Here is a 24,460-nt window from a genome sequence, read left to right on the forward strand (position 1 = left end):
CAATCCCATAAATGTCTATTAAGAATAAATTACAACATTTAATAACTAATCATGCAGGACTTTTAGTTGTTATTTATGCTGTAGTTATTCGTTTTATTTTTGTTGTTTTATATAATACAGTAACCCTATTTCCTGACTCTGAAGATTATATTAATTTATCAAAAACTGTTTTTGATTTAACTGGTTATGACGGAAAAAGAACACCTGGACTACCAGTAATTATCAATCTACTTGGATATAATTTAACTTGGGTTGTAGGTTTCCAATTAATTTTAGGTGTAATGACAACCTATTTTACATATAGTATTACTAGTGTCCTTAGTAAGGATAAAGCAATTGGCTTTTGGACTGCCATTATATTTACATCTTTTGCTAACGTTGTACTATTTGATTTTGCTATACTTACGGAAACATTAACTACTTTTTTATTAATCTTTAGTATATGGCTAATAGTCTATTGCAGATTATTTGAGAGCAAAACCAAATGGTACTTTTACTTTTTATTATCGTTAATACTAACCTGGTTATATCTTACAAGACCTTTTTTTATATATGTTCCTGTAGGTTTTGCTATGTTTTTTATTGTAGCATCTTTTAAAATTAATTTAAAATCGGTTATTTTAAAAAGCACAATCGTTTTAAGCTTGCCACTATTGACCTATTATATGTGGAACAATCATAATAAAAAAACCATTGGACACTTTACAAATACTACATATTTTGGAATTAATTTAACACAAACAGCAACTCCTTTTTTTGAACTAGCAAAGGACGAACATGCCCAAATAAGAGATATTATAGTTAGACATCGAGATTCTATACTTATACATAATCCAAAACTTGAAGCTATGAGTGTTTGGGACGCACAAATTGAGTTATTACAAGTAACAAATTTATCTCAAAAGGACCTGTATTTTAAATTAGGAGATATCTCTAAACAGCTTATAAAAGACAACCCACTACTTTATCTAAAACAAGCAGGTAAATCTTGGCTACTTTTTTGGGGTAATCAAAGTAGTTTTTATTGGAATATTGAAAAGATAAACAATGTTTATTTTAAGCAAGGCACGTTGATAGTGTGGATTTACATACAACGCTATGCCTTAATAATATTTAATGTCTTATTTCTAATATTTGCTTTCAAAAAAATAATCCTTTTTTTAAAAAACAAAATGCGCACTTACGACCCTGACCTTTTTATAGTTTGTATAATCGTTTCAGGATCCTTAGCACAAGCATTAATTGCCTACGGAAACAATAGTAGATTTTGTTTTCCATTTTTCCCATTAATTGTTTACTTTGTCATCAATAATATTTGGTCTTACAAAGACGTTATTACTTCAAAAAAATAAACCTTTTTATGTCAAACGCTGTCTTAGAATTAAAAAACGCCTCTATTTTTCAGGGTGAAAGTCTAATCCTTTCTGAAGTTAATTTAGAAGTTAAAAAAGGAGAGTTTGTTTATCTAATTGGTAAAACAGGTTCTGGTAAAAGTAGTTTTATGAAAACCTTATATGGTGATTTAAAATTATCACAAGGTGAAGGACATATTGTTGAGTTTGACTTACCGTCTTTAAAGGAAAAAGACATTCCGTTTTTACGAAGAAAACTAGGTATTGTTTTCCAAGATTTTAAATTATTGACTGACCGTACCATTAATGACAATTTACTATTTGTACTAAAAGCAACAGGTTGGAAGGATAAAACTAAAATGAATGAGCGTGTCGCTTCTGTTTTAGACAAAGTTGACATGAAAACTAAAGGTTTTAAATTTCCGCATGAATTGTCTGGAGGAGAGCAACAACGTATTGCAATTGCACGTGCGTTGCTAAATGATCCTGAATTAATTTTAGCAGATGAGCCTACTGGTAATCTTGACCCACAAACTAGTATTGAGGTCATGGAAGTATTACAAGACATTAATAAAAATGGTAACACAATCTTAATGGCTACTCATGATTATGCTTTACTTTTAAAATACCCAAGTAAAACATTAAAATGTGACGATAACAGAATTTTTGAAGTGGTACAGCGTAAGACTACTGTATAATTTGGTTTAAAATTACTGTACATTTTTTAGCACCTTTAACATTAAGGTGATTAGCATCAAAAAAATCTGAATCATCAAATCGGTTATCTTCAAACAAGTTGATATACGTTGTATTACTATTACCTAATGCTAAAGCATCTGCTGTATCGTAAATTTTAGCTACTTTTTTAGAATTTACTAAATTTACATATCTATAATTAACTGGTAAACTTACTAAATACACGTTAATATCTCTAGACTGACATTGCTTGATAATTTCTTGGATCCTTTTGGTGTTTTGAGTAAAATCTAACAATCCATCTTCATGGTTTATAGTAACCCGTTTGGCAAAACCATCTAAATCTTTAGTACTATTTTCAACTAAATTAGTTGTAATAAATCCATGAGTATCACTAGTTACTAAAGTACCGTTTTTAAAATAATCTCTGACATATTTAATAGTTTTGGATAGTTTGTGTACTAATGCAAGACTATGTTGTTTTAAATCATATTTAGAGATCAAAGGAATGGTTAATCCCATGTGGTTTTTATAAAAATACTTTCGCCATTTTAAGTCTAACTTATCATCTACCTCACTTAGCGTTGTATAAGCAACAGTTAAAATAATGTTTTTTAGTTTAGGAAAACTATCCACATGTTTTTCAAACAATAACTTATCAAAATATATAGATTGGCTAACATTAGAAATATTAAAGGTTGGTCTGTCAAAACCTTTAGGATCTATTCCATAAAAAGCATGAGAATCCCCAAAAACTAGTGTTTCTATATTACCATATTGCGTTTGTATTTGCTTGTTTTTGTATGAATAATTATTTGGAACATACCTATAAAAACATTCTATAGCAATAAAAACTAAGAGTAATGGAATGGTAAAAAGTAATGCGTTTTTAAAAAAAGAATTCATTAATTAAATAATAATATCATTTGTAAATATATCACTTTGAAAATTATCAACTTGTCTATTTATAAATCTATATTAATGCTTAGATTTGAAAAACTGCTACAGCATATTAAAACTGTAGGTCCATAACAAACCAAATAACCAAAATTTAATAATTATAATGTCTTTTTTTTCTGTAATTATACCGCTTTATAACAAGGAAAAATATGTTTTAAAAACTATTACATCTGTTTTACAACAAAGTTTTCAAAATTTTGATATTGTAATAGTCGATGATGGCAGTACCGATCAAAGCTTAGCAATAGTTAAGAGTCTAAATAATGACAAAATAACAGTCATCCAACAAGAAAATCAAGGCGCATCCATAGCAAGAAACACTGCTATTGCAGCCTCAAACGGAAGCTATATAGCCACATTAGACGCTGACGATATTTGGGATAAAAACCATCTATTACAACTAAAAAAATGCATAGACACTTGTCCTGAAGCTGTACTATTTTGTACCAATTATAATATTAAGCGTCATGATGGATTTATAACTAAATCTAAATTTAATTTTGAATATGACAATAGTTGCTTGATAATTAACGACTTTTTTAAAGCTAACATTATTAATTTTATTCCTACTTCATCTTCCGTTGCTTTTAAGAAACAGGACTTTTTAAAAGTTAATGGATATAATACTAAATTAAGAACAGGTCAGGATATTGATTTGTGGATTAAATTTGGTTTAATTGGCAAAATCGCTTTTAACCCAAAAATAACGATGCTATATAACTTCTTTGATCAATCTAGTTTATCAAATAGTGATTATAATGAGGACAGATATTTACTAATTAATAATTATAAGAATGAAGCACAAAACAACGCTTCATTAAAAAAGTATTTAGACATAAATAGATATGCATTAGTCATTCGTTATAAATTATTAGACCAACCAATTGACGCTAAAAAAGTAAAGCAAGACATCGATTTTAAAAATTTAAACTATAAACAAAAAGTCCTTGTAAATTGTCCTTCCTCTATTTTAATTGGATTAAAAAAGCTTCATAGTTTTTTAATAAAAAATAACATTTACTTATCAGCTTTTAAGTAATTCAAATTCGCTATAATCTCTAACATAATCCTCTTCATTGTAAACCTCTGATGCTAAGACTAAACATACTGCTCCTGAAGAAAAATTTTCAAGTTCTCTCCAAATACCTGGTACAATCATCAACCCTTTATTAGGCTTATTTAAACTGACTGTTTTAGTGTTTTTACCATCTTTTAAAATCACATCAAAACTACCACTTAAGGGTATCAAAAACTGAAATAAAGCTTTATGAGCATGACCTCCTCTATAAGCATCACTAGGTACATCGTATAAATAATACACGCGTTTGATATCAAATGGAACGCAATCTTTTTCTATAACTGACAAATTACCACGTCCTTCTTCATCAGTGATTTTAGGTATTTCTATAATAGATACTGCGTTTACAGTCGTTGATTTTAATTTCATTTTAAGACTTTTCAATTCCTAATTTAACTAGATTTTTATAAGTTGAAATTCCTTTTAAACCTACTTTAAATTTTTTAATAATTTGATTTGTTTTTATTGCACCTTGCTTATGTACAATGTATAAATATTTACATAGTTTTAAGTATCCCAATACACCAGAATATTTGTAATATAAGGCACTTCTGGCATATACTAATTTGTCATTTCCAGAGTCTTTGCCTGAACTAAAAAACGGATGCGACAATATTACCTTGGGCTCAAATATAGTCTGCATTTTTAATTTTAAAGCCTCTCGCATAAAAATATATTCGTCTGCGGTTTCAAAAGTGGACCCTAATCCAAAATTGACATTAAAAAGTAGGCTGTTTTGCTTTATTAATTTAGTGTTAAACGTAATCACTACAGAATTAACTTCTTTAATGGACTCTAAATCATGACACTTAACTTGAGGATAATTTTTAAATAAATTACCTTCAAAATCTTCCATTTTAAAAGTTATAATAGCTGCATTAGGATTACTATTATATGCTTCTAAAATAATTTTATCAAAATCTGGTTTAAATTTAACATCATCGTCTACAATTAAACATAACTGACCAATCGTATTTTTTATTGCCATGTTTCGGCTTTTAGCCAAACCTTTTTCAAAACTATTTATCACTCTAATATTATCCACAGTCGACTCCAAAATGTGAGATTGATCTGTTTGATTAATTATCAGGATGTTATAGTTTTTAAAAGAACTATTTGGAAACATATTTGATAGAAAATCCATAGATGTCTGAAACATAGTTGCTACTAACAACTCTAATTTTACATCTTTCTTTTTGGCATTGCCCATTAACTTCTATCTTTGAAAACAAATGTATAAAATATAAATGAAGATATTATTAATTGGCGAATATAGCAGACTACACAATTCTTTAAAAGAAGGTTTGATTGCTTTAGGACATCAGGTGACTTTAGTTAGTTCTGGTGATGGCTTAAAACAATTTGAATCTGATTATCTGTTAACTTCAAAAATTAAAAATAATCGCTTTTTAAGTTTATTAAACTCTGGATTAATTAGACTTTTTGGTGTTAATTTAATTCAGAATGAATACTACCAGCAGTTTAAAAAATTATTACCACAATTTAAAAATTTTGATGTTGTCCAATTAATAAATGAAGATGCACTTGGCGTAACACCAAAACAGTCTATAAAATTATACTCACAGCTTTTTAAGCAAAATAAGTCTATCTATTTATTGGCTTGTGGAGAAGATTATGTAACCATAAATTATTTTTTAAATCCAGCAAATGGCTATTCTGTTTTAACACCTTATTTAAACAATACTGCCTTAAAAAACACATTTAATTTTTCGTTAAAATACACAACAGAAGCTTATAAAAACTTACATGAGTTTATAAACAAAAACATTAATGGTGTAATCTGTTCTGATATGGATTACCACAGAGCTTATATAAACCATTCTAAATATTTAGGGTTAATCCCAAATCCAATTAACACAGATTTATTAGAATTTAAACCATTAAAAACAGATGGTAAAATTCATATTTTCCATGGTATTAACTCGACATCAAGTTTAAAAAAAGGTGCCAATTATTTTTCTGAAGCGTTGCAAATTATTGCTAATAAATATCCGGAAAAAGTTAGCATATCTAGCACCATTGACCTACCCTATACTAAGTACATACAAAGTTACGATCAAGCACATATAATATTAGATCAAGTCTATTCATATGACCAAGGATACAATGCATTAGAAGCCATGTATAAAGGTAAAGTGCTATTTACAGGAGCTGAAAAAGAATGGTTACAATATTATAACTTAAAAGAAAACAGTGTCGCTATTAACGCCTTACCTAATGCTGATTATTTAGTTGAAAAACTTGAATGGTTAATTAATAATCCAAATCAAATACAAAGTATAGGAAGTCATGCCAGCGCATTTGTAAAGCAACATCATGATTACATTACAATAGCACAACGTTATTTAGATACTTGGAATAAAAACTAGTTAATCCTCTTCTAATTTATCCGGAATTACACCAAATAATGATGAATAGAAAATAAGTAAGATAATAGCGTAGTACATAACATAAGTTGCAAAATGTGCCATATTTGCTCCAACTAAACCAAACTCATCTATAAAATACTTGCTAGTAAAGTACAATGTTGTAACTGAAAAAGCTTCGGTAATTATATAATGCCAAAACATACGTTTAGCTAAAAATTGGTAAGCTATAACAATTGAAAGTACTTTGATAAAATCGCCTAATAATTGCCATAAAAACAAGTCTTCAACTGGTCTAAATTCTTCAGTAAAAACTAAACTAACAATAAAACTTCTTAAAAAATAGACTACGATTAAACCTAAAGCAAATATTGGAATTATTGTTTTATAAAAACTAAATACCTCTTTTCTAAAATCCTTAATATTGTCTATTTCAGAGAATCTAGGTAAAATATACATGGTTAATAATGTACTTACAAATAGTAAGTAATATTTAGAAATCCGATTCATTGCTTCCCAAAAACCGGCTTGTTCTAAACCTATATTATCAATAATATAACTTCTAATTAATATTGCAACTAAGGGTAAAATAATTGCAGAAAACAACGCCATTCCTGAGTATGACCCAAGCTTTTTAGCAAAGTTTAAACTAAAGTTACTGGCTTTAATTAATGGAATAAAGTTTTTTCGGTTTGCAATACCTACAAGTGTTATTAAAAAAATAATGGACTCTGCTATCACAACTGCGATTAATGCACCATCAATTTTTTCTTGCCAAATCAGTAAAATGGTAATAACAGCACCTAAAATTTGACCAAAAATATTAAATACAATCAAGTATTTATATTTTGCAAAGCCATTCATTATGGAAAAAGCAAACATATTTAACGCGTAAAATGGAAGTGCCATAGAGAATATCCTAATAACGTACGCGTAGTTGTTGTAGTCTTTAAAAATTAAATCATTAATAAATTCTGCTTTAAAATAAACTAGAATAGACATTAATAGTGTAGAACAAAATCCCATGTAAAATACGGTAGAAATTGTTTTACTTAATTGAAAAGCATCATCTTTAAACTGAGCGATATACTTAACAACACCTTTGTAAAGTCCTAAAATGGATAAGGATTGCACAGAACCTACAAAGTTACGTAAGTTACCAACTAATGCCATACCCTCTGAACCCACAAATAATGCTATAAATTTGGATGTTAAAAATCCAGCTATAATTTTTACAATTACAGATACAGAATTAAGGGAAGCTACCTTAACTAGGACATTATTATTTATGTAGTCTAGAACTTTTTTCAATTAGTAATTATTCAATTTTTCAATCACTGTATCTACCTCTAAACTAGTCATTATTGGACTAATAGGTAAGCTTACACAAGTTTCGTGAATTTTTTCTGTTATTGGAAATTTTAAATGGTTAAATCGTTGAAGCGCAATTTGTTTATGTGGCGGAATAGGATAATGTACTGCTGCTTCTATATTATTTACTTTTAAATAGTCTAAAAACTGTTCTCTATTATCCACTAAAATCACAAATAAATGAAATACATGGTTTTTAGTACCATCATAAAAAGGCAGTTTTATTTTATTATTGTTGATTTTGGATATATATTGTTTAGCTATTGATTGCCTATGGCTATTATCATTTTCTAGCGCTTTAAGCTTTATATCCAAAAACAAAGCCTGTATTTCGTCCATTCTGTTATTAACACCTAGTACTTCATTTTCATATTTAGTGCTAGTACCATAATTTCTTAATTTAAAAATCATGTCAGCTAATTGGCTATTATTGGTGGTAATTGCACCTGCATCTCCTAAAGCCCCTAAGTTTTTACTTGGATAAAAACTAAACGCTGCAGCATCTCCTAAATTTCCTGCTTTTGTACTTAACCTTTTATGTAAAGCTCCATGTGCCTGTGCTGCATCCTCAATAACTAATAATTGTTTTTGATTTGCTAAACTTTTTATGGCTTCCATATCACTAAGCTGACCATATAAATGCACTACTAAAATAGCTTTAGTTTTATGGGATAAACTTTTTTGTATGTCTTTAGATTCAATATTAAAGGTAATTGGATTAGGCTCCACCAAGATTGGTTCCAACCCAACTTCTAACAAAGCCAAAATGGAAGCAATAAATGTATTAGCAGGCACAATAACTTGGTCTCCTTTATTTAATATACCAAGCTCCATATATCCTTTAAAAATTAATACTAAGGCGTCAAAACCATTGCTAACACCAATACAATGTTTAGTTCCGCAAAAGGCTGCATAGTTAGTTTCAAAGGTATTAACACCATCGCCTAATATGTATTGACCTGTACTTAAAAACGAATCAAATTGGTGTTTAAATTGGGTCTCAAATCTTGCGTTTATTTTTGGTAGGTCTAAAAACTTAATCATATAAACACTGAATTTAATAATTCGTGATTTTTTGTGCTAACACTATAAAAGTCGTGCACAATCATTCTTGCTCCAAAACTTTCTTTCCAATACAATAGTCCTTTGTTAATATTTAATCCATTATTTACATTTGATGTTCCAAAATCAAAAAATAATTTATCCTTAAAAACGGTATGTATTAAATATTGAAACAATACATCTAAACTACCAAGTTCTTGCTTATCACTATTAGCCGAAATGTACTGCGCATGTGCGACGTTTTTAGTTTCAAAAATAGTTGTTCCAGCTACAATGGTATCGCCTTTATATACATTAAACTGTCGTATATTATTTGGAAAATGGGATTGCAGCAATGTCATTTCTTCTAAAGTATGCACAGGTTTGACATTATGTTGTGCTTTTAGATTAGGTATTAAAATAGCATTCCAAAAATTTTCTAAACTGCTTTCCTCCTTTACTACTAAATTATTGGCTTGTCCTTTTTTAAACCCTCTTTTTCTGTTACTAGAAATCGATTCTGGCATAAAGTTATAATCAATAACAGATAATGCATCACGCCTTACTACATTAGCTTTTAGTAAAAACATTAAATAGGCTAACTGACTGTCTGGTCCTGAAGCATAAATTGAAGGTAAACTCTTGATATTTAAATACAATATATTGTGATCTTCTAAAAACTGTAAAAGTAATTTAAAGACCTCTAAGACTTCATTAAATTTTAGAGCCTTATGTGTTACCAATCCACCATACGTTAATCCTTGATGAGAATGTAGTGTGTCACCAACCTTATTAGCTGGTAAAACCGCAATTAGTTTTTCACCTTTAAAAATAAGCACTGAAAAATCATCAAATCGATCTTTATGGTATTCTATAAAATTTCGATTTAATAAAAATGTTCCATTGTTGGATTCAGTAATAAAACTGTTCCAAAGCTTTTTATGTTTAGCGGAATATATGGTTAAAGAAAAAATAGCGCACTTTTATTTAAGCAATGAAAGTACTAATTTTTATTGAAGAATTTACTATAAAAATAAGTTATAGCCAATTGCTGAATAAATATAAGGGTAGACACAGTATGTACCGCAGCAAACCTAAATTTAAAAGTATGAAACTGCAAGCGCTTTGATTAAACAGTTTTAGATCTATCTTAAAGCATAAAGATAGATTTAGTAGTAAACAAAAAAAAGAGGTTTCTAAACTAGAAACCTCTTTTAATATTATATAATTTAGACCGTTGTATTTACAACTAATCTAATATTAAGCAATCTTATTTCTCTTACGATCGTTTTCTGTCAAATAGATCTTACGTAAACGAATATGGTTTGGTGTAACCTCTACATACTCATCTTTTTGGATATATTCTAAAGCTTCTTCTAACGAGAATTTGATAGCTGGTACAATCTTAGCTTTATCATCTGCTCCAGAACTACGTACGTTACTTTGCTTTTTAGCTTTAGTAATATTTACAGCCATATCATCTTGACGAGAGTTCTCACCAATTACTTGACCTTCGTAAATATCTTCTCCTGGCTCAACAAAAAACTTACCTCTATCTTGTAATTTATCGATAGAGTAAGGTATTGCTTTACCATTTTCCATAGAGATTAAAGATCCTGAAATACGTCCAGGAATAGCACCTCTTAATGGTTGGTATTCTTTAAAACGGTGTGCCATAATAGCTTCACCTGCAGTTGCAGTTAATAATTGGTTACGTAAACCAATAATACCACGAGAAGGAATTAAGAATTCGCAAATCATACGATCTCCTTTTGTTTCCATACTTAACAATTCACCTTTACGTAAAGTTACAAACTCTACAGCTTTACCTGATACACTTTCAGGAAGGTCAATAGTTAACTCTTCAACTGGCTCACATTTAACACCATCAATTTCTTTAATGATAACTTGTGGTTGTCCAATTTGTAACTCATAACCTTCACGACGCATAGTTTCAATTAAAACTGATAAGTGTAATACACCACGTCCAAAAACCATAAATTTATCTGCACTACCAGTTTCACCTAATCTAAGTGCTAAGTTTTTTTCTAATTCTTTTTCTAAACGATCTTTAATGTGTCTAGATGTTACGTATTTACCGTCTTTACCAAAAAATGGAGAATCGTTAATTGTAAATAACATACTCATTGTAGGCTCATCAATAGCAATTGATTTTAAACCTTCTGGATTTTCGATATCTGCAATAGTATCTCCAATTTCAAAACCTTCAATACCAACAACAGCACAAATATCTCCTGTTTGTACGCTATCAACACGTTTACGTCCTAAACCTTCAAATATAAAAAGTTCTTTTACTCTACTTTTAGTTATAGAACCATCTCTTTTAACTAAAGATATTTGTTGACCTTCTTTTAATTCTCCTCTTTGTAATCTACCAATCGCGATACGACCTGTAAAAGAAGAAAAGTCTAAAGATGTAATTAACATTTGTGTTGTTCCTTCTGGAAAAACTGGTGTAGGTACATGCTCCACAACCATATCTAATAAAGGCTCAACGTTAGTTGTTTCTTTTCTCCAATCATCACTCATCCAGTTATTTTTAGCCGAACCGTAAACTGTTGGAAAATCCAATTGCCACTCTTCTGCTCCTAACTCGAACATTAAATCAAAAACTTTTTCATGTACTTCATCTGGAGTACAGTTTTCTTTATCAACTTTGTTTACAACCACACAAGGCTTTAACCCTAAGTCAATCGCTTTTTGTAATACAAAACGCGTTTGAGGCATAGGACCTTCAAAAGCATCAACTAATAACACAACACCATCTGCCATGTTTAATACACGCTCTACTTCTCCTCCAAAATCGGCGTGACCAGGTGTATCAATGATGTTAATTTTAGTATCCTTATAAATAACTGATACGTTTTTAGATGTAATCGTAATTCCACGTTCACGTTCTAAATCGTTATTATCTAAAATTAAGTCTCCTGTGTTTTCGTTTTCACGAAACAGTTGACAATGGTACATGATTTTATCAACCAGCGTCGTTTTTCCGTGGTCAACGTGTGCAATAATTGCAATGTTTTTAATATTAGCCATAATTGTGCCTTATTTTAAGCGTGCAAAGGTACTCATTTTTTATATAAAAAAGCGTTTTAATTTATATTTGACAAATTCATTTTAAAAAATTGTAACTTTTTGAACTTAACAGACACAGATAGTTAGGCCTATTTAAAGAAAATATTTGTAAATTAAACCAATAAATTTCTTCAAAAACAATATATCATTAGTTTTGTATTCTTATTAATCAACGACTTAAAAACCATTATCACCACATCATGAAAAAAATTATCTTTGTATTACTTATCGTATTATTATTTGCTAGTTGTAGTAAAAAAATTGAAGAATCATACTTTGTACCAAAAGACGCTATTGGTGTTATGTATGTTAATTTAAAATCGCTTTCAGAAAAAAGTAAAGATTTAGACTTTAATCAATTAAACATTAATACACTTATTGAAGATAAAGCACCCAAAGAGATTAAGCGTTTTGTGCAAGAGTTACTATCAAAAGATAATTTAGATAAAACCTTTAGAAAAGAATATATTTTAGGCTTTGGTACGTTTAAAAGACTATCTGGTGTTGGTGGATTAATATTACCTATTAAGGATGCAGCGTCTTTTGAAGCCTTTATACAACCAATGATTGATGAAGTTCCTAATTTAGAAAAAGAAACTAATGTTGGTAAAGATCAAGAATTTACTATTTACGCAAACAAAGAAATTGCAATTGGATGGAATGGTAAAACTGCATTAATTATTGGTGCAAATAATTATGCTGCTGCAGAATTAAAGGACCTTACCACATTAAAAAGAGAAAATTGCATATTAGCAACCAACTATTTTGATGCCTTTTTTGACACTAAACAAGACATGGGTTTACACATAACCTCTACTCCATTAGGAGATGCATTTGATGGATTACTAAATACTTTTGCAGGTTTGGATGTTAATCTAGAAAACAACAACCTATCTTATTATGGTAGCTTTGAGCAAGACCACATATACACTAAAACCAATTTAAAATTAAATGATGATTTTAAATCATTAATTGGTTATAAAAAATGGATGTCTACGTCCTACGATAAGTCTATGCTTAATGCATTGCCTGATAACCCATTGTTATTTGCAAAATTATCTATTGATCCTGAAAACTTATACGAGCATATTTTAAGTCTACAAGACAACAAAACTTTACCTATCCAAGCTAGAGAAGAATTAAGAAAAAACATAAAAAATTCTAATAACGAAACAGAAAAAGAACTAGGCATGGACGTTAAATCTTTTTCTAAAATATTTGATGGATCATTAATGTTTGCCATGACAGAAGGTAAAACAATAAAAGATACTATTTATGATTATAATTATTTTACTGACGAAGAAACCTATGAAGTAGTAGATAAAAAAACACCTAACATGTATGGTACAGTAGCCCTGAAAGATAAAAATAAATTTGACCAGTTTTTTAATATTGTAAAAAAGAAAGGTGCACAAATAGAAACCTTAAACTCCAATTATTTTAAAATAGACGGTAGTACTTTTATGGTTATTACAGAAGATTACATCTTTTTTACAAACGATCAAAGTAAAGCTGATGAAATAAGTAGTAACGGAAAACTTGCCAACAATTTAAGCGACTTTAAACATAAAGATAAATTATCACACAGCGTTTACCTTTACACAAAAGGAAATATTGCAGAACTTAGCAATGACTTTACAAAAAGTTTAGGCAATATGTACAATCCTTATAGTAGTTACAATAGATATGGAAACGATACAGCTATGGATGAAATTTCAGAAAAAAGCAGTGAGATTTACACTAAATATTATGGCGAAAACCATTATTTTATTGACACAGATGGAGGCGAATCTTTTACTTATACTAAAGGAAACAAAAACTCATTAATACAGACCATTTTATATGGTGACGAAGTAGCAAAAACTATGAGTACTATATATGAAAACAATAATAAAGATGAGGATGAGGATGAAATAGAAATTGAAGAAACCGTTATAGAATCTATAGAATCAAACTAGACTAAGTGCAAGTCAATATACAATCCATAGTACCAGATTATTTTACTCCAGCTTCGTCAGAAGTCTGGAGTAAAAATTTTGAGTTTCAACCTAATTCTAAATACTTGGTTAAAGCTGTGTCAGGAAGCGGAAAAAGCTCGTTATTTAATTTTATGTACGGTTTAAATAATAGATACTCTGGCTCTATTTTGTTTAACGACACCTCAATTTCGTCATTCACAGATACTGATTGGACAACTATTAGAAAGCAACAAATCGCTATTGTATTTCAGGGATTAAAATTGTTTCCAGAACTGACTGCTTTAGAAAATATTCAGTTAAAAAACACTCTTACAAATCATAAAACTGAGACTGAAATCTTAGAGATGATGTCACAATTAGAGGTCGACCAATTAGCACATAAAAAAGCTGAAACCCTGTCTTACGGTCAACAACAACGTATTGCTATTATCAGAGCATTGTGCCAACCTTTTAAATTGTTACTACTTGACGAACCCTTTAGCCATATTGATGAGGCTCAAATTGCAAATGCCATCACGCTTGTAAATAAAGAAGTTGCCACTAACAAAGCAACCTTAATAATTGCTAGTTTAGGAGACACATATAATATTGACTACACTAAAACAATATTATTATGATTGATCAACTTTTAAAAAAACAGGTCCATAAATCACAGCTATTATTTTTTGCGCTAAGCTCTAGTTTAGGATTAGGTATTTTATTAATTGTAGTTCAATTATTAGTTGACACACAATCCATCTTTAATTCTAAAAACGACTTATTAGGCAACCAAAATTTAATAATATATAAGGACTTAGGACGTGATAATGCTTTTACATCTAATGAAATTACTGAGTTAAACGCTCAACCTTTTATTAATAAAACAGGTGGTTTTACACATGGTACTTATCGTGTTTTGGCTAGTGTTACGTTTCCTAATCATGCAGGAATATCAACCGAAATGTTTTTAGAGGCTGTGTCTGATGAGTTTATTGACATTACCAATGAAGACTGGAAATGGCAACCAGGAGATAAAGAAGTGCCAATAATTATTCCTAAAAACTATATTAATTTATATAATTTTGGATATGCAACTAGCTCTGGATTACCACAAGTTAACGAGAAAATAATAAGACAAGTCCCTATAGACTTAACGTTATCCGGAACACATAAAACAGAAAATTATCGTGCGTATATTTTAGATGCTTCAGAAAAAATAAATTCTATATTAGTCCCAGAATCCTTTTTAAACTATACCAACAAAAAATTAAGTCCTTTAAAGGCAAATAAAATATCACGTATTATACTTGATGTTATTAATCCATCTGACCCTAAATTATTAGAATTTTTAGCTTCAAAAAAATACAATTACTTATCCAACGACATTCAAAACTCTAAACTTAGCTATGTTTTAAAACTAATACTTAGTATTGTATTAGGTATTGGCTTATTAATTACCATTCTGTCTATCTATCTTGTTATTACTAACATTAATTTACTTATTCTAAAAAATAAGCAAACCATAACACAACTTCATTTTTTAGGATACTCTAAAGTACAAATAGCAAAAGTATATCATGCTATTGCTTTTAAAATTTTAGCTATTTCAATTATTATAGCACTAACCCTTAGTATTATTTGTAAGTATATATTTTCGCCATATTTAAGTGTTTTACAAGTACAACCAAATATAACTTCTATAATTTATTCTGTAATATTAAGCGTATTGATTTTTATTAGCTTAGCCCTGTATTATCGTAAACATACTAATAGTAAAATCAAACAAATGTTAAGACCTAATACAAGTCTACTATCTTCTGAAAATTAACTTATCTTTGCAAGATAAATTATTACGATTATGACACTTCAAGATATCCCTAAAATTAAACATACAGCTAGCAACAACTTTTTTTTACTTTGTGGTCCTTGTGCTATTGAAGGCGAAGAGATGGCTTATAGAATTGCCGAAAAAGTTGTTACTATTACTAATAAGTTAGAAATACCCTACGTATTTAAAGGTAGTTTTAAAAAAGCTAACAGAAGTAGGATTGACAGTTTTACAGGTATTGGTGACGAAAAAGCTTTAGAGATTTTAGCTAAAGTGTCTGAAAAATTTGACATTCCAACGGTTACAGATATTCACGAAGTTAGCGATGCTGCAAAGGCTGCACAATATGTAGATGTTTTACAAATACCTGCATTTTTGGTACGTCAAACAGATCTTGTAGTTGCTGCTGCAAAAACAGGTAAGGTTGTTAACCTTAAAAAGGGACAATTTATGAGTCCTGAAGCAATGAAGCATGCGGTACAAAAAGTAAAAGATGCAGGAAGCGACAAAGCTTGGATTACAGATCGTGGGACGATGTTTGGTTACCAAGATATGATTGTGGACTTTAGAGGTATCCCAACAATGCGTCAATATGCACCAACTGTATTGGATGTAACACACTCTTTACAACAACCTAATCAAACTGCTGGTGTCACTGGTGGAAGACCTGATATGATCGAAACTATTGCTCGTGCTGGAATTGTAAATAATGTTGATGGTTTATTTATCGAAACACATTTTGATCCTGCAAATGCAAAAAGTGATGGTGCCAATATGTTACACCTAGATAACTTGGAAGCGTTATTAACTAACTTAACTGCTATTAGAAAGACTATTAATAGCCTATAATATCCCTTAAACATAATAACAAATGAAACATTTATTAAGGCAAATAGCCATAGTGGGTCTTACCCTATTGTCTACATTAACATTTGCTCAAGACAATATTGACTTACAAAAATACACTGCTAACAACAAAGGAAAGTTTTATATCAGTTGGGGAGGAAACAGAGAAACATTTTCTGAATCTGACATTAGGTTTAAAGGTAATGGTTACGACTTTACTATTGACAACGCTACTGCCGAAGACAAACCTAAAGGTTGGCATATAGATTATATTAATCCAACTAGAATGACCATACCACAAACTAATTTTAAAGCTGGTTATTTTATTTCTGACAAATACAATATTTCACTTGGTGTAGATCATATGAAATATGTAATGAACAGAAACCGTAGCCAGAATGTTACAGGTTATGTTAACCTTCCTGCAGATGAAGAAGGTAGTGTGTTTAACCAAGAATTTGATGGAAGTGAGTATGTTGTTTCAGAAGATTTTTTAAAATTTGAACATACCAATGGGTTAAACTACGTGTATTTAGAGTTAAATAGATTTGATGATATTTCTTCTATCTTTAAAATTAATAACACTGATAAATTTCAATTAAATATTACTGAAGGTCTTGGTGCTGGAGTGCTATATCCTAAATCTAATACGACACTTTTAGGTAAAGATACTTATGACGAGTTTCATTTATCTGGATATGGATTTTCTGCAACTGTAGGTTTAAACCTTACCTTTTTTAAATACTTTTTTATTCAAACAGATTTAAGAGGTGGCTTTATTAATATGCCAGATATTAGAACAACAAGTAATGCTAATGAGAGTGCATCGCAACATTTTTGGTTTTTACAACGTGTTTTTTCAATTGGTGGACGCTTTAGACTATAGTCTATTGCAACGTTAAAGCTTCTTGCAATACAGCATTAATTACGGTATCATCTATTTTGTCCAAAGACTTGTATCTTAATGATATCATTTTTTTCCTGTTTTCAATAACATGATGTGTCTTAAAAACAGTTAATTGATTGCCTTTAACAAAAACCAAATCAACAAATTGTTTTTTATGACTTGCATTTAAATAACAAAATGGCATTCCGTTTACGTAATAAAACGGAATGCTCCATTTGTACTTTAATTCAAAGTTGATTATTGCATGCTCAATAATAACTTGCAAATGCAATAATATAGAACGATAGGGTTCCGGTTGTTTTAAAATATAATGCGCTGCAGGATTCACTTTTTTCTATAATATATGTAGTAAGCTAAGCACACCAATAGCTAATAATGCTACACCTATAATAGCTTTAAAAGGCATTAACTTGTCTGATATTTTTCTTAATGTCTCTTCTAAAGCAGGCACTTTTCCAAATACGTGAGTTAACAATAGTATACCTCCAATAATACTTACAATACTAAAAATACCAAACCCTCCTCCTAGTATAATTAAAATAGGCAACACTATAAGTGCGCCACCAATAACGGTTTGAAAAGGTGCTAAAACACCTGCAATTTTATTAAAAAAATTAGCTTCACCATCCCATTTATCTAAAGTAGCTAATCCTAATAATAAGCCTCCAGAAATGTTAGCAATGTCTAATAGTAATCCTGTTAATGCCATGATTTATTTGATTTAAATTGGTTAGATTATAAATTTATGAAAAATAAACCATGCATTGGGCAAATGTTAAAATGAAAATTAATAAACCTTTAACTTTTATATTCTAATTAATTAAACTTACTTTGTAATTCAAAGTACTTTAATTATGAGCGACAAAGATTATTTAAAAGATATCAGCGAGATTAAAAACCTTATGAATAAGTCTTCTAGGTTTATTTCGCTAAGTGGTTTATCTGGAATTTTAGCTGGTATCTATGCACTTGTAGGTGCTGCAATGACCTATTATTACGTAACCACCTATAGTTATGGTACATTATTATTAGATGGATGGGTTTTTAAAACCATAATATTTATACTATTTATGGTTGCTTTTTTAAGTATTGTTACTGGTATTTATTTAACTACTAAAAAGGCAAAAAAAAATGACGAAAAAATTTGGGACACCTCATCAAGACGATTAATATTTAATTTTCTAATTCCGTTAGTCGTTGGTGGTTTATATATTTTAATAATACTTAGCCAAGGTCGCTATGGTCAAACAGGTGGTTTGATGCTAATATTTTATGGTTTGGCATTAATAAATGCCTCTAAATATAGTATTGGAAACATAAAATATTTGGGCTATACCGAAATTATTTTAGGACTTATAGCAACACTTTATCCTGGTTATGGTTTTTGGATTTGGGTTATTGGTTTTGGCTTTATGCACATTATTTATGGTACTTATATGCATTTTAAATACGATAAAAAATGAGTATTGAAGTTCCGATTATATTAACAATCATAGCAATAATACTATTTTACACAACTTTCTGGGTTGTAAAAAAGTACAATCATAATTTAAAAAAAGCCAAAATCACAGCTATAGTTATAAGTATTATTAGCACTCCTTTAGTGTATTATGGTTTAATATTATTATTGATAAGTTATATCGAGTACATACCAGAGTCAACATTTAATGAACAAAAATGGCGTACAGAAAAAACATCAAGATATAAAATGAGAGATGACATAATTGATAATCAAATTTTAAAACTAAAAAACAAGTCTGAAGTTGTTACGCTTCTGGGAAATCCTTCTAATAGCACTAGTGATAATCAGTGGGTTTATGATTTAGGAATATCTAGTGCAGGCTTTGGTGTTCAATTTCATAGTTTACAAATCACTTTTAAAAACAATGTGGTAGCAAAAGTTAAAAAGTTTATGATAACAGATTAATTAGCAAAGATTCCTATTTTCGCATAATATAAAATGAGTATAATAACCAACATCAATAAAGTATTTGACCATAGGATTAGGCTAGGAATTATGTCTGTTTTAATGGTAAATGAGTACGCAGATTTTAAAACCCTAAAAGCGTTATTAGATGCGACAGATGGTAATTTAGCAAGTCACACTAAAGCATTAGAAAAAGCAGATTATATCACAGTAGAAAAACAATTTATAGATCGTAAACCAAACACACGTTATAGTGTTACTAAGTTAGGTCAAGCCGAATTTAAAAAACACATTAATGCACTTGAAAAATTAATCAAAAAACAGTAATCTATTTTTTTATCTATTTACTTTGAAAAACAAAGCACTTTGAAATATGAAAACACAACGTAAACAATTAGTCGCATGGTTATTTAAAATAACACAACATATTTACACCAAATACTTCAAAAAAAACAAACCTTGGCATATAAAAAAACAACACTTATTACAATTTCCAAAAGACACCTTTGGTTATCATTTAGGCCTGTTTTTACAACACAATGGGTTTGAGTTAATTCCTAAAGTAGAACGTCACGACGCCTACCACGTAATGACTGGCTATAATACCACTGAGGAAGACGAAATAGCCTTACAATACCTTTGCTTTGGTAATGGTAAACGCAGCATATACTTGTTTGGCGTGATTACTATAGGCTCCTTAATATTACCAGAATATTGGAAGTATTATATAAAATCGTATCGTATAGGCAAAAATGCAAATGCCTTTTACAATCTAAATTATAAAGGATTACTAAACACCTCAGTTAGCACTTTAAGAAGCTCTATATTTATTAATCTAAATTATTAAAATGAAAACCTATATCAAACTTATAATTATGGCCATAACTATAATGGTACTCGCCATTTTAATGGCGCACTTTTATATTAATTATAAAGCTAAAGACAAACTTTATAATGACGTAAACGTAATTCCTAAAAACCAGGTAGGTTTATTACTTGGCACCAGCAAATACACAAGTAATAACACTATAAACTTATATTACAAATACCGCTTGGAAGCTGCTTATTTACTTTACAAAAACAAAAAAGTTGAACGTATTTTGATTAGTGGAGACAACAGTACTAGTTATTATGACGAACCTTCAACATTTAAACAAGACCTTATCAATCTTGGTATTCCTGCAGATAAGATAATATTAGACTATGCTGGATTTAGAACATTAGATTCTGTTATTAGAGCCAACAAAATATTTGGTTTGGATAGTTTTACAATAATCTCACAAAAATTTCATAACCAACGTGCCATTTATTTAGCACAACACTATAATTTAAACGTTATTGCCTTTAACGCAAAAGATGTAATAAGGCGTTACGGTTTGCGCACCAAAGCAAGAGAGTATTTAGCACGTACCAAAGCAATTATAGATGTTATTATTAATACACAACCTAAGTTTTTGGGTCCAAAAATAAGCTTATAATGACAGTAAAAATTGATACTAAATTTTTAGCGCTAACACTAATTATACTTTTAACAGAAATTGCAATTGCATACTACTTAAAAAATGGTTTTATACGATTTACAGTTGGCGATTTTCTGGCTTCTATATTAGTCTATTGTGGCCTAAAAAGCATTTTTAAAATACATTGTATTCAGGCTTCAATTTGGGCATTAGCAATCTCTTTTTGTATTGAGTTTGCCCAACTAACAAACCTACTTGACACATTACATTTAAAACATAACAAAATAGCCTCAATCGTGCTTGGCAGCCACTTTAGTATAGCTGACTTAGTCGCATATACATTAGGTATTATCACTATCTATTTTATAGATACAAATTACATCACTAATGAAAACAATTAAACAAATCATCCAAGCAGAACATAAAACCATACTATCTATAATATTCCTAACTTTTTTTAGTTTGGTTTTATTACTAATAAGAATTAAATTAACTAGTAATTACTACTATTTATTTTTAATCTGGAATTTATTTTTAGCAGGACTACCCTATTTAATAAGTAGTTATTTAGCAACTCTTAAACACACAAAATCATCAACTCTAATTACTAACAGTTTACTATGGTTACTATTTTTACCAAACGCACCTTATATAGTTACGGACTTATTTCATTTAAAATATAGTAGTCAACATTTACTCTGGATAGACACGTTAATTATCACCATGTTTGCTATTACCGGATTAATTTTGTTTTTTAAATCTGTTTGGACCATGGAAATTATTTTTAAGACTTACGTCGAAAAACATATTGTTGCATTCAGTATTCCGTTGTTATTTATATTAGTTGGTTTTGGAGTTTACTTAGGTCGCTTTTTAAGATTTAATTCTTGGGAAGTATTAAATAAACCATGGACTATATTAGAAACAACAGTATTTATAATACTAAATCCAAATTTAAATTACACAGCGTGGCTATTTACAATTGTATTTGGATTGTTTTTATGTGTCTGTTATTACGCCATAAAAACAAATTACACTACAAACAAAAAAGCTTCCCATTAGGAAGCTTTTTTATACTAATTAAATATGAAATTAATTTTAATCATTATCTATAATTGAAATCGTAGCTTCTCCTATCGCACTTGCAGATCCACTTATTAATGTTCCTACAACAGTAAAATTTTCAGTCCCTTCAGCTTCTGTATCATCTGTAATTACAATTGCAAATACACCATTTGTGCTACCTGCTTCAATGGTAATATTAATATTGTTATTACCATAAATACCTTCAATTTGATAATCTTCAAAATCTACTTCACTAGAAACAATTTCAAAATTAATAACAATATCATCGATAGCTGGACTAGATAAAGTAAAAGCATATTCCAAAATATCTCCTTCTGTTACCGTTTGATCATTTACAATTATACTTGGACTAGTTGGCACACTAGTGTCATCACTTGGATCTGTACCATTAGCAGCTTCAATACAATCATCAAAACCATCTCCATCACTATCTGCCACATTAGGATCTGTTATATTACCGTTTGGATTACAGATAGAAAGGTCACTATCAATACCTGATAACTCTTCGCAATCTGTTAATCCATCACCATCTGTGTCTAAATATTCCTGATACAAGTATACTTCTGCAATATCAAATTGATTTGTTATGGTATTAACCGCTTTTACATAAATAATTTGCGTATTCCCATCATCTATAAATGGACTAGCTAATGGATTAACATCAGCTAATGCATCAGCTTCAGTTAAGTAAAAAATATAGTTATTATTAATTAATTCAAAATAAACCTCTGAAACAATACTATCAAAATCATAAATTAATGATGGGATACAACCTATTCCTGAAACCTCTGTTGCGTAAATTAAGACATCCAAATTATCTAAATAATCTGGTATTGAGTCACCATCACTATCGTCATTCATTGGATCTCCATCACTATCATAATCCTCATCAATAGTATCAACACCATCATCATCATCATCAGTATCCAAATAGTCAGGTACACCATCTTGATCTGTATCGTCATCAGTATAATCGCCATTAGCATTTAAGTCTTCATTAAAATCTAACACACCATCTGCATCAGCATCCAAAAGTGTTGTACAAGACATTTGCGTGCCTAAATCTGTGATAGGAACTGTAAAATTACCTGTTACAAAAGTTGTAGATTGATTGTTTGTTATATCAAAAAACTGCATGGTATACTCGGTATCTGTCAAACAATAATCTATAGATAAATCCAAGATTCCGTCGGTTATTGGAATAATAGATACAGAATTATTATAATTTAAAAAGACATAACCATTTGTAGCTGGAGTACCAGAACAATCGTTAAAAACACCAGTTACATTAGTCGTTTGTGCATTACTATCTGATACTGTTATGGTCAAATTAGTGTCTATATCAAACGGTCCAACAATCTCAGTATAATCATTATCAATACAACCAAAATCCGGAATGGTTACTGTTAATGTTTCGTTAGCAGGAATAATACCACAAACTTCACCATTTGCATTAGTGTACCCTGCAGTTGCAGATGTCCATGATACCGATTCGCGTTGCAATTGTACAATGGTATTAGGCAAAGGATTGTTATTATCATCCACTACAGTAATACACAGTTGAACGGTATCAAAAGCAATGTCACAGTTCCAAAAACTAAAATGAGATACCTCTCCAACGTATTTATTACCCTGTAAAACTGCTGTACCTTCTTCCTTCCAATATCCATATGTTTCGTCAAAATACCATAATGGTATTGTTTCCGGAGGATTAGTAGCATTAGTTGGCACAGGAACAGATAATTCTGCAGTGGTACCTTCTGCGATATTTAAAACCTCACCATTTTCTCCAATTAACTTAACAGCTATCATACCATAAGTTTCTAAAGCTTGTAAATTACCACTCGTATTTTCTGCTATTAAAGCTCCTGGCATTTGCAAAGCCATAGCCTCATTATCCGGATTTAAATGTCTTAAAACAACCTGAACATTTCCTAAATACTCAAAACCATTTTCAGTTTCAAAATCACCTGAAAAATTAACAGAAGTTCCGTTTGGCAAGCCAATATTAAAAGGTTGCCCTGCTCCAATTGTAGCATTTGGATCGGCATCCAACAACATAATTTCTACTTGGTTAACACCACTTGTAGGCACCAAAGATCTAGAACCATCAATAAAACCAACTTTAGACGCTTTTATATAGGCGAATTTTTCATAAACCGTTGCAGACTCCACTGAAAACACTCCGTTTGCATCTGTTACGGTCATCATGTTACCTACGTTAATACTAGCTCCAATAATTGGGTCACCTTCTTCATTTATAACCCTTCCTATAAATCTTGCATCCATAGATGCTCCAAAATTTTCTAAAAAAGGATTGCCAGCTTGACCATCTACTTGTTGTTGGTTTAACGGAATATTATTGTCTTTTTCGCAAGAAAAAATTAATAAAACAACAAATAATGATACTATAAACTTTAGTTTTTTCATCTTTTAAGTTTTGTAATGGTTATATTAATATAAC

At 29.9% G+C, this 24,460-nt stretch carries 26 protein-coding genes; 16 read left to right on the forward strand and 10 right to left on the reverse strand.

Annotation, left to right across the window (positions count from 1 at the left end; translation table 11 throughout):
- The first annotated feature begins 11 nt into the window (after positions 1-11).
- A complete protein-coding gene (locus JM82_RS09170; RefSeq protein ID WP_145002604.1) occupies positions 12-1,352 on the forward strand; it encodes a hypothetical protein in 1,341 nt (446 codons plus the stop codon).
- A gap of 8 nt (positions 1,353-1,360) precedes the next feature.
- Entirely contained in the window at positions 1,361-2,050 is a 690-nt protein-coding gene (locus JM82_RS09175) for a cell division ATP-binding protein FtsE (RefSeq protein ID WP_145002607.1), read from the forward strand.
- Here JM82_RS09175 and JM82_RS09180 read toward each other — a convergent pair.
- On the reverse strand, positions 2,040-2,954 hold the full coding sequence (locus JM82_RS09180) for a hypothetical protein (protein ID WP_145002610.1): 915 nt from the start codon (positions 2,952-2,954) through the stop codon (positions 2,040-2,042). The two genes, JM82_RS09175 and JM82_RS09180, sit on opposite strands and share 11 nt — an antisense overlap.
- A 157-nt stretch (positions 2,955-3,111) precedes the next feature.
- Here JM82_RS09180 and JM82_RS09185 point away from each other — a divergent pair, with 157 nt between their 5' ends.
- Complete coding sequence (locus JM82_RS09185; RefSeq protein WP_145002613.1) at positions 3,112-4,047, forward strand: glycosyltransferase family 2 protein; 936 nt, start codon at positions 3,112-3,114, stop codon at positions 4,045-4,047.
- Here the strand turns inward: JM82_RS09185 and JM82_RS09190 are convergent.
- Together JM82_RS09190 and JM82_RS09195 are read right to left on the reverse strand one after the other, a co-directional pair.
- Entirely contained in the window at positions 4,033-4,455 is a 423-nt protein-coding gene (locus JM82_RS09190) for a sugar 3,4-ketoisomerase (protein ID WP_145002616.1), read from the reverse strand. The genes JM82_RS09185 and JM82_RS09190 overlap by 15 nt on opposite strands.
- A 1-nt stretch (position 4,456) precedes the next feature.
- Positions 4,457-5,296 (reverse strand): glycosyltransferase family A protein, encoded by an 840-nt coding sequence (locus tag JM82_RS09195; protein ID WP_145002619.1) that lies wholly within the window; start codon positions 5,294-5,296, stop codon positions 4,457-4,459.
- 37 nt (positions 5,297-5,333) lie between these two features.
- Here JM82_RS09195 and JM82_RS09200 point away from each other — a divergent pair, with 37 nt between their 5' ends.
- Complete coding sequence (locus tag JM82_RS09200) at positions 5,334-6,476, forward strand: glycosyltransferase (RefSeq protein WP_145002622.1); 1,143 nt, start codon at positions 5,334-5,336, stop codon at positions 6,474-6,476.
- Here the strand turns inward: JM82_RS09200 and JM82_RS09205 are convergent, their stop codons facing one another.
- The 4 genes from JM82_RS09205 to typA all read right to left on the reverse strand — a co-directional run bounded on the left by JM82_RS09205 (position 6,477) and on the right by typA (position 11,945).
- A complete protein-coding gene (locus JM82_RS09205) occupies positions 6,477-7,784 on the reverse strand; it encodes an O-antigen translocase (protein ID WP_145002626.1) in 1,308 nt (435 codons plus the stop codon).
- The gene (locus JM82_RS09210; protein WP_145002630.1) at positions 7,785-8,888 is read right to left on the reverse strand and encodes a DegT/DnrJ/EryC1/StrS family aminotransferase; all 1,104 of its coding nucleotides are present in this window, start codon (positions 8,886-8,888) and stop codon (positions 7,785-7,787) included.
- Positions 8,885-9,724: a GNAT family N-acetyltransferase gene (locus tag JM82_RS09215; RefSeq protein WP_315897454.1), complete on the reverse strand. Its 840-nt coding sequence runs from the start codon at positions 9,722-9,724 to the stop codon at positions 8,885-8,887. The genes JM82_RS09210 and JM82_RS09215 overlap by 4 nt, the downstream gene beginning before the upstream one ends.
- A gap of 421 nt (positions 9,725-10,145) precedes the next feature.
- Positions 10,146-11,945 carry a translational GTPase TypA gene (gene typA, locus JM82_RS09220; RefSeq protein WP_145002636.1) on the reverse strand — a complete coding sequence of 600 codons (1,800 nt, stop codon included), beginning with the start codon at positions 11,943-11,945 and terminating at the stop codon, positions 10,146-10,148.
- Positions 11,946-12,184: 239 nt separating this feature from the next.
- On the opposite strand from typA, the gene JM82_RS09225 reads away from it, so the two are divergent.
- From JM82_RS09225 to JM82_RS09245, 5 genes are read left to right on the forward strand one after another with little or no spacing between them, the layout of a single operon-like run.
- Positions 12,185-13,942 carry a DUF4836 family protein gene (locus JM82_RS09225; RefSeq protein ID WP_145002639.1) on the forward strand — a complete coding sequence of 586 codons (1,758 nt, stop codon included), beginning with the start codon at positions 12,185-12,187 and terminating at the stop codon, positions 13,940-13,942.
- 5 nt (positions 13,943-13,947) lie between these two features.
- Positions 13,948-14,580: an ATP-binding cassette domain-containing protein gene (locus JM82_RS09230; RefSeq protein WP_145002642.1), complete on the forward strand. Its 633-nt coding sequence runs from the start codon at positions 13,948-13,950 to the stop codon at positions 14,578-14,580.
- On the forward strand, positions 14,577-15,770 hold the full coding sequence (locus JM82_RS09235; protein ID WP_145002645.1) for an FtsX-like permease family protein: 1,194 nt from the start codon (positions 14,577-14,579) through the stop codon (positions 15,768-15,770). Before JM82_RS09230 ends, JM82_RS09235 begins: the two co-directional genes overlap by 4 nt.
- 30 nt (positions 15,771-15,800) lie before the next feature.
- Complete coding sequence (gene kdsA, locus JM82_RS09240) at positions 15,801-16,619, forward strand: 3-deoxy-8-phosphooctulonate synthase (RefSeq protein ID WP_145002649.1); 819 nt, start codon at positions 15,801-15,803, stop codon at positions 16,617-16,619.
- 22 nt (positions 16,620-16,641) lie between these two features.
- Positions 16,642-17,502, forward strand: a complete 861-nt coding sequence (locus tag JM82_RS09245) for a hypothetical protein (RefSeq protein WP_145002652.1) — start codon at positions 16,642-16,644, stop codon at positions 17,500-17,502.
- A gap of 1 nt (position 17,503) precedes the next feature.
- Here JM82_RS09245 and JM82_RS09250 read toward each other — a convergent pair whose 3' ends face one another.
- Together JM82_RS09250 and JM82_RS09255 are read right to left on the reverse strand one after the other, a co-directional pair.
- Complete coding sequence (locus tag JM82_RS09250; protein ID WP_145002655.1) at positions 17,504-17,851, reverse strand: DUF1801 domain-containing protein; 348 nt, start codon at positions 17,849-17,851, stop codon at positions 17,504-17,506.
- A 6-nt stretch (positions 17,852-17,857) separates the two neighbouring features.
- Entirely contained in the window at positions 17,858-18,232 is a 375-nt protein-coding gene (locus JM82_RS09255) for a hypothetical protein (RefSeq protein ID WP_145002658.1), read from the reverse strand.
- A 145-nt stretch (positions 18,233-18,377) separates the two neighbouring features.
- On the opposite strand from JM82_RS09255, the gene JM82_RS09260 reads away from it, so the two are divergent.
- Genes JM82_RS09260 through JM82_RS09290 form a run of 7 tightly spaced genes read left to right on the forward strand, consistent with a single transcriptional unit; the run spans position 18,378 to position 21,972 of the window.
- Positions 18,378-18,986: a hypothetical protein gene (locus JM82_RS09260; protein WP_145002661.1), complete on the forward strand. Its 609-nt coding sequence runs from the start codon at positions 18,378-18,380 to the stop codon at positions 18,984-18,986.
- Positions 18,983-19,450, forward strand: coding sequence for a hypothetical protein (locus JM82_RS09265; RefSeq protein WP_145002664.1), 468 nt, complete (start codon positions 18,983-18,985; stop codon positions 19,448-19,450). The genes JM82_RS09260 and JM82_RS09265 overlap by 4 nt, the downstream gene beginning before the upstream one ends.
- A gap of 33 nt (positions 19,451-19,483) precedes the next feature.
- Positions 19,484-19,777, forward strand: coding sequence for a winged helix-turn-helix domain-containing protein (locus tag JM82_RS09270; RefSeq protein WP_145002667.1), 294 nt, complete (start codon positions 19,484-19,486; stop codon positions 19,775-19,777).
- Positions 19,778-19,823: 46 nt separating this feature from the next.
- Positions 19,824-20,297, forward strand: a complete 474-nt coding sequence (locus tag JM82_RS09275) for a Coq4 family protein (RefSeq protein ID WP_145002670.1) — start codon at positions 19,824-19,826, stop codon at positions 20,295-20,297.
- 1 nt (position 20,298) lies between these two features.
- The gene (locus JM82_RS09280; protein ID WP_145002673.1) at positions 20,299-20,928 is read left to right on the forward strand and encodes a vancomycin high temperature exclusion protein; all 630 of its coding nucleotides are present in this window, start codon (positions 20,299-20,301) and stop codon (positions 20,926-20,928) included.
- Positions 20,928-21,311: a DUF2809 domain-containing protein gene (locus JM82_RS09285; RefSeq protein ID WP_145002676.1), complete on the forward strand. Its 384-nt coding sequence runs from the start codon at positions 20,928-20,930 to the stop codon at positions 21,309-21,311. The genes JM82_RS09280 and JM82_RS09285 overlap by 1 nt, the downstream gene beginning before the upstream one ends.
- Entirely contained in the window at positions 21,298-21,972 is a 675-nt protein-coding gene (locus JM82_RS09290) for a DUF1361 domain-containing protein (RefSeq protein WP_145002679.1), read from the forward strand. The genes JM82_RS09285 and JM82_RS09290 overlap by 14 nt, the downstream gene beginning before the upstream one ends.
- A gap of 36 nt (positions 21,973-22,008) precedes the next feature.
- On the opposite strand, the gene JM82_RS09295 is transcribed toward JM82_RS09290, so the two are convergent.
- Positions 22,009-24,426, reverse strand: a complete 2,418-nt coding sequence (locus tag JM82_RS09295; protein WP_145002682.1) for a hypothetical protein — start codon at positions 24,424-24,426, stop codon at positions 22,009-22,011.
- Positions 24,427-24,460: the final 34 nt, after the last annotated feature.

Origin of the sequence: Olleya sp. Hel_I_94 (genome assembly GCF_007827365.1) — a bacterium.
Classification (GTDB): Bacteria; Bacteroidota; Bacteroidia; order Flavobacteriales; family Flavobacteriaceae; genus Olleya.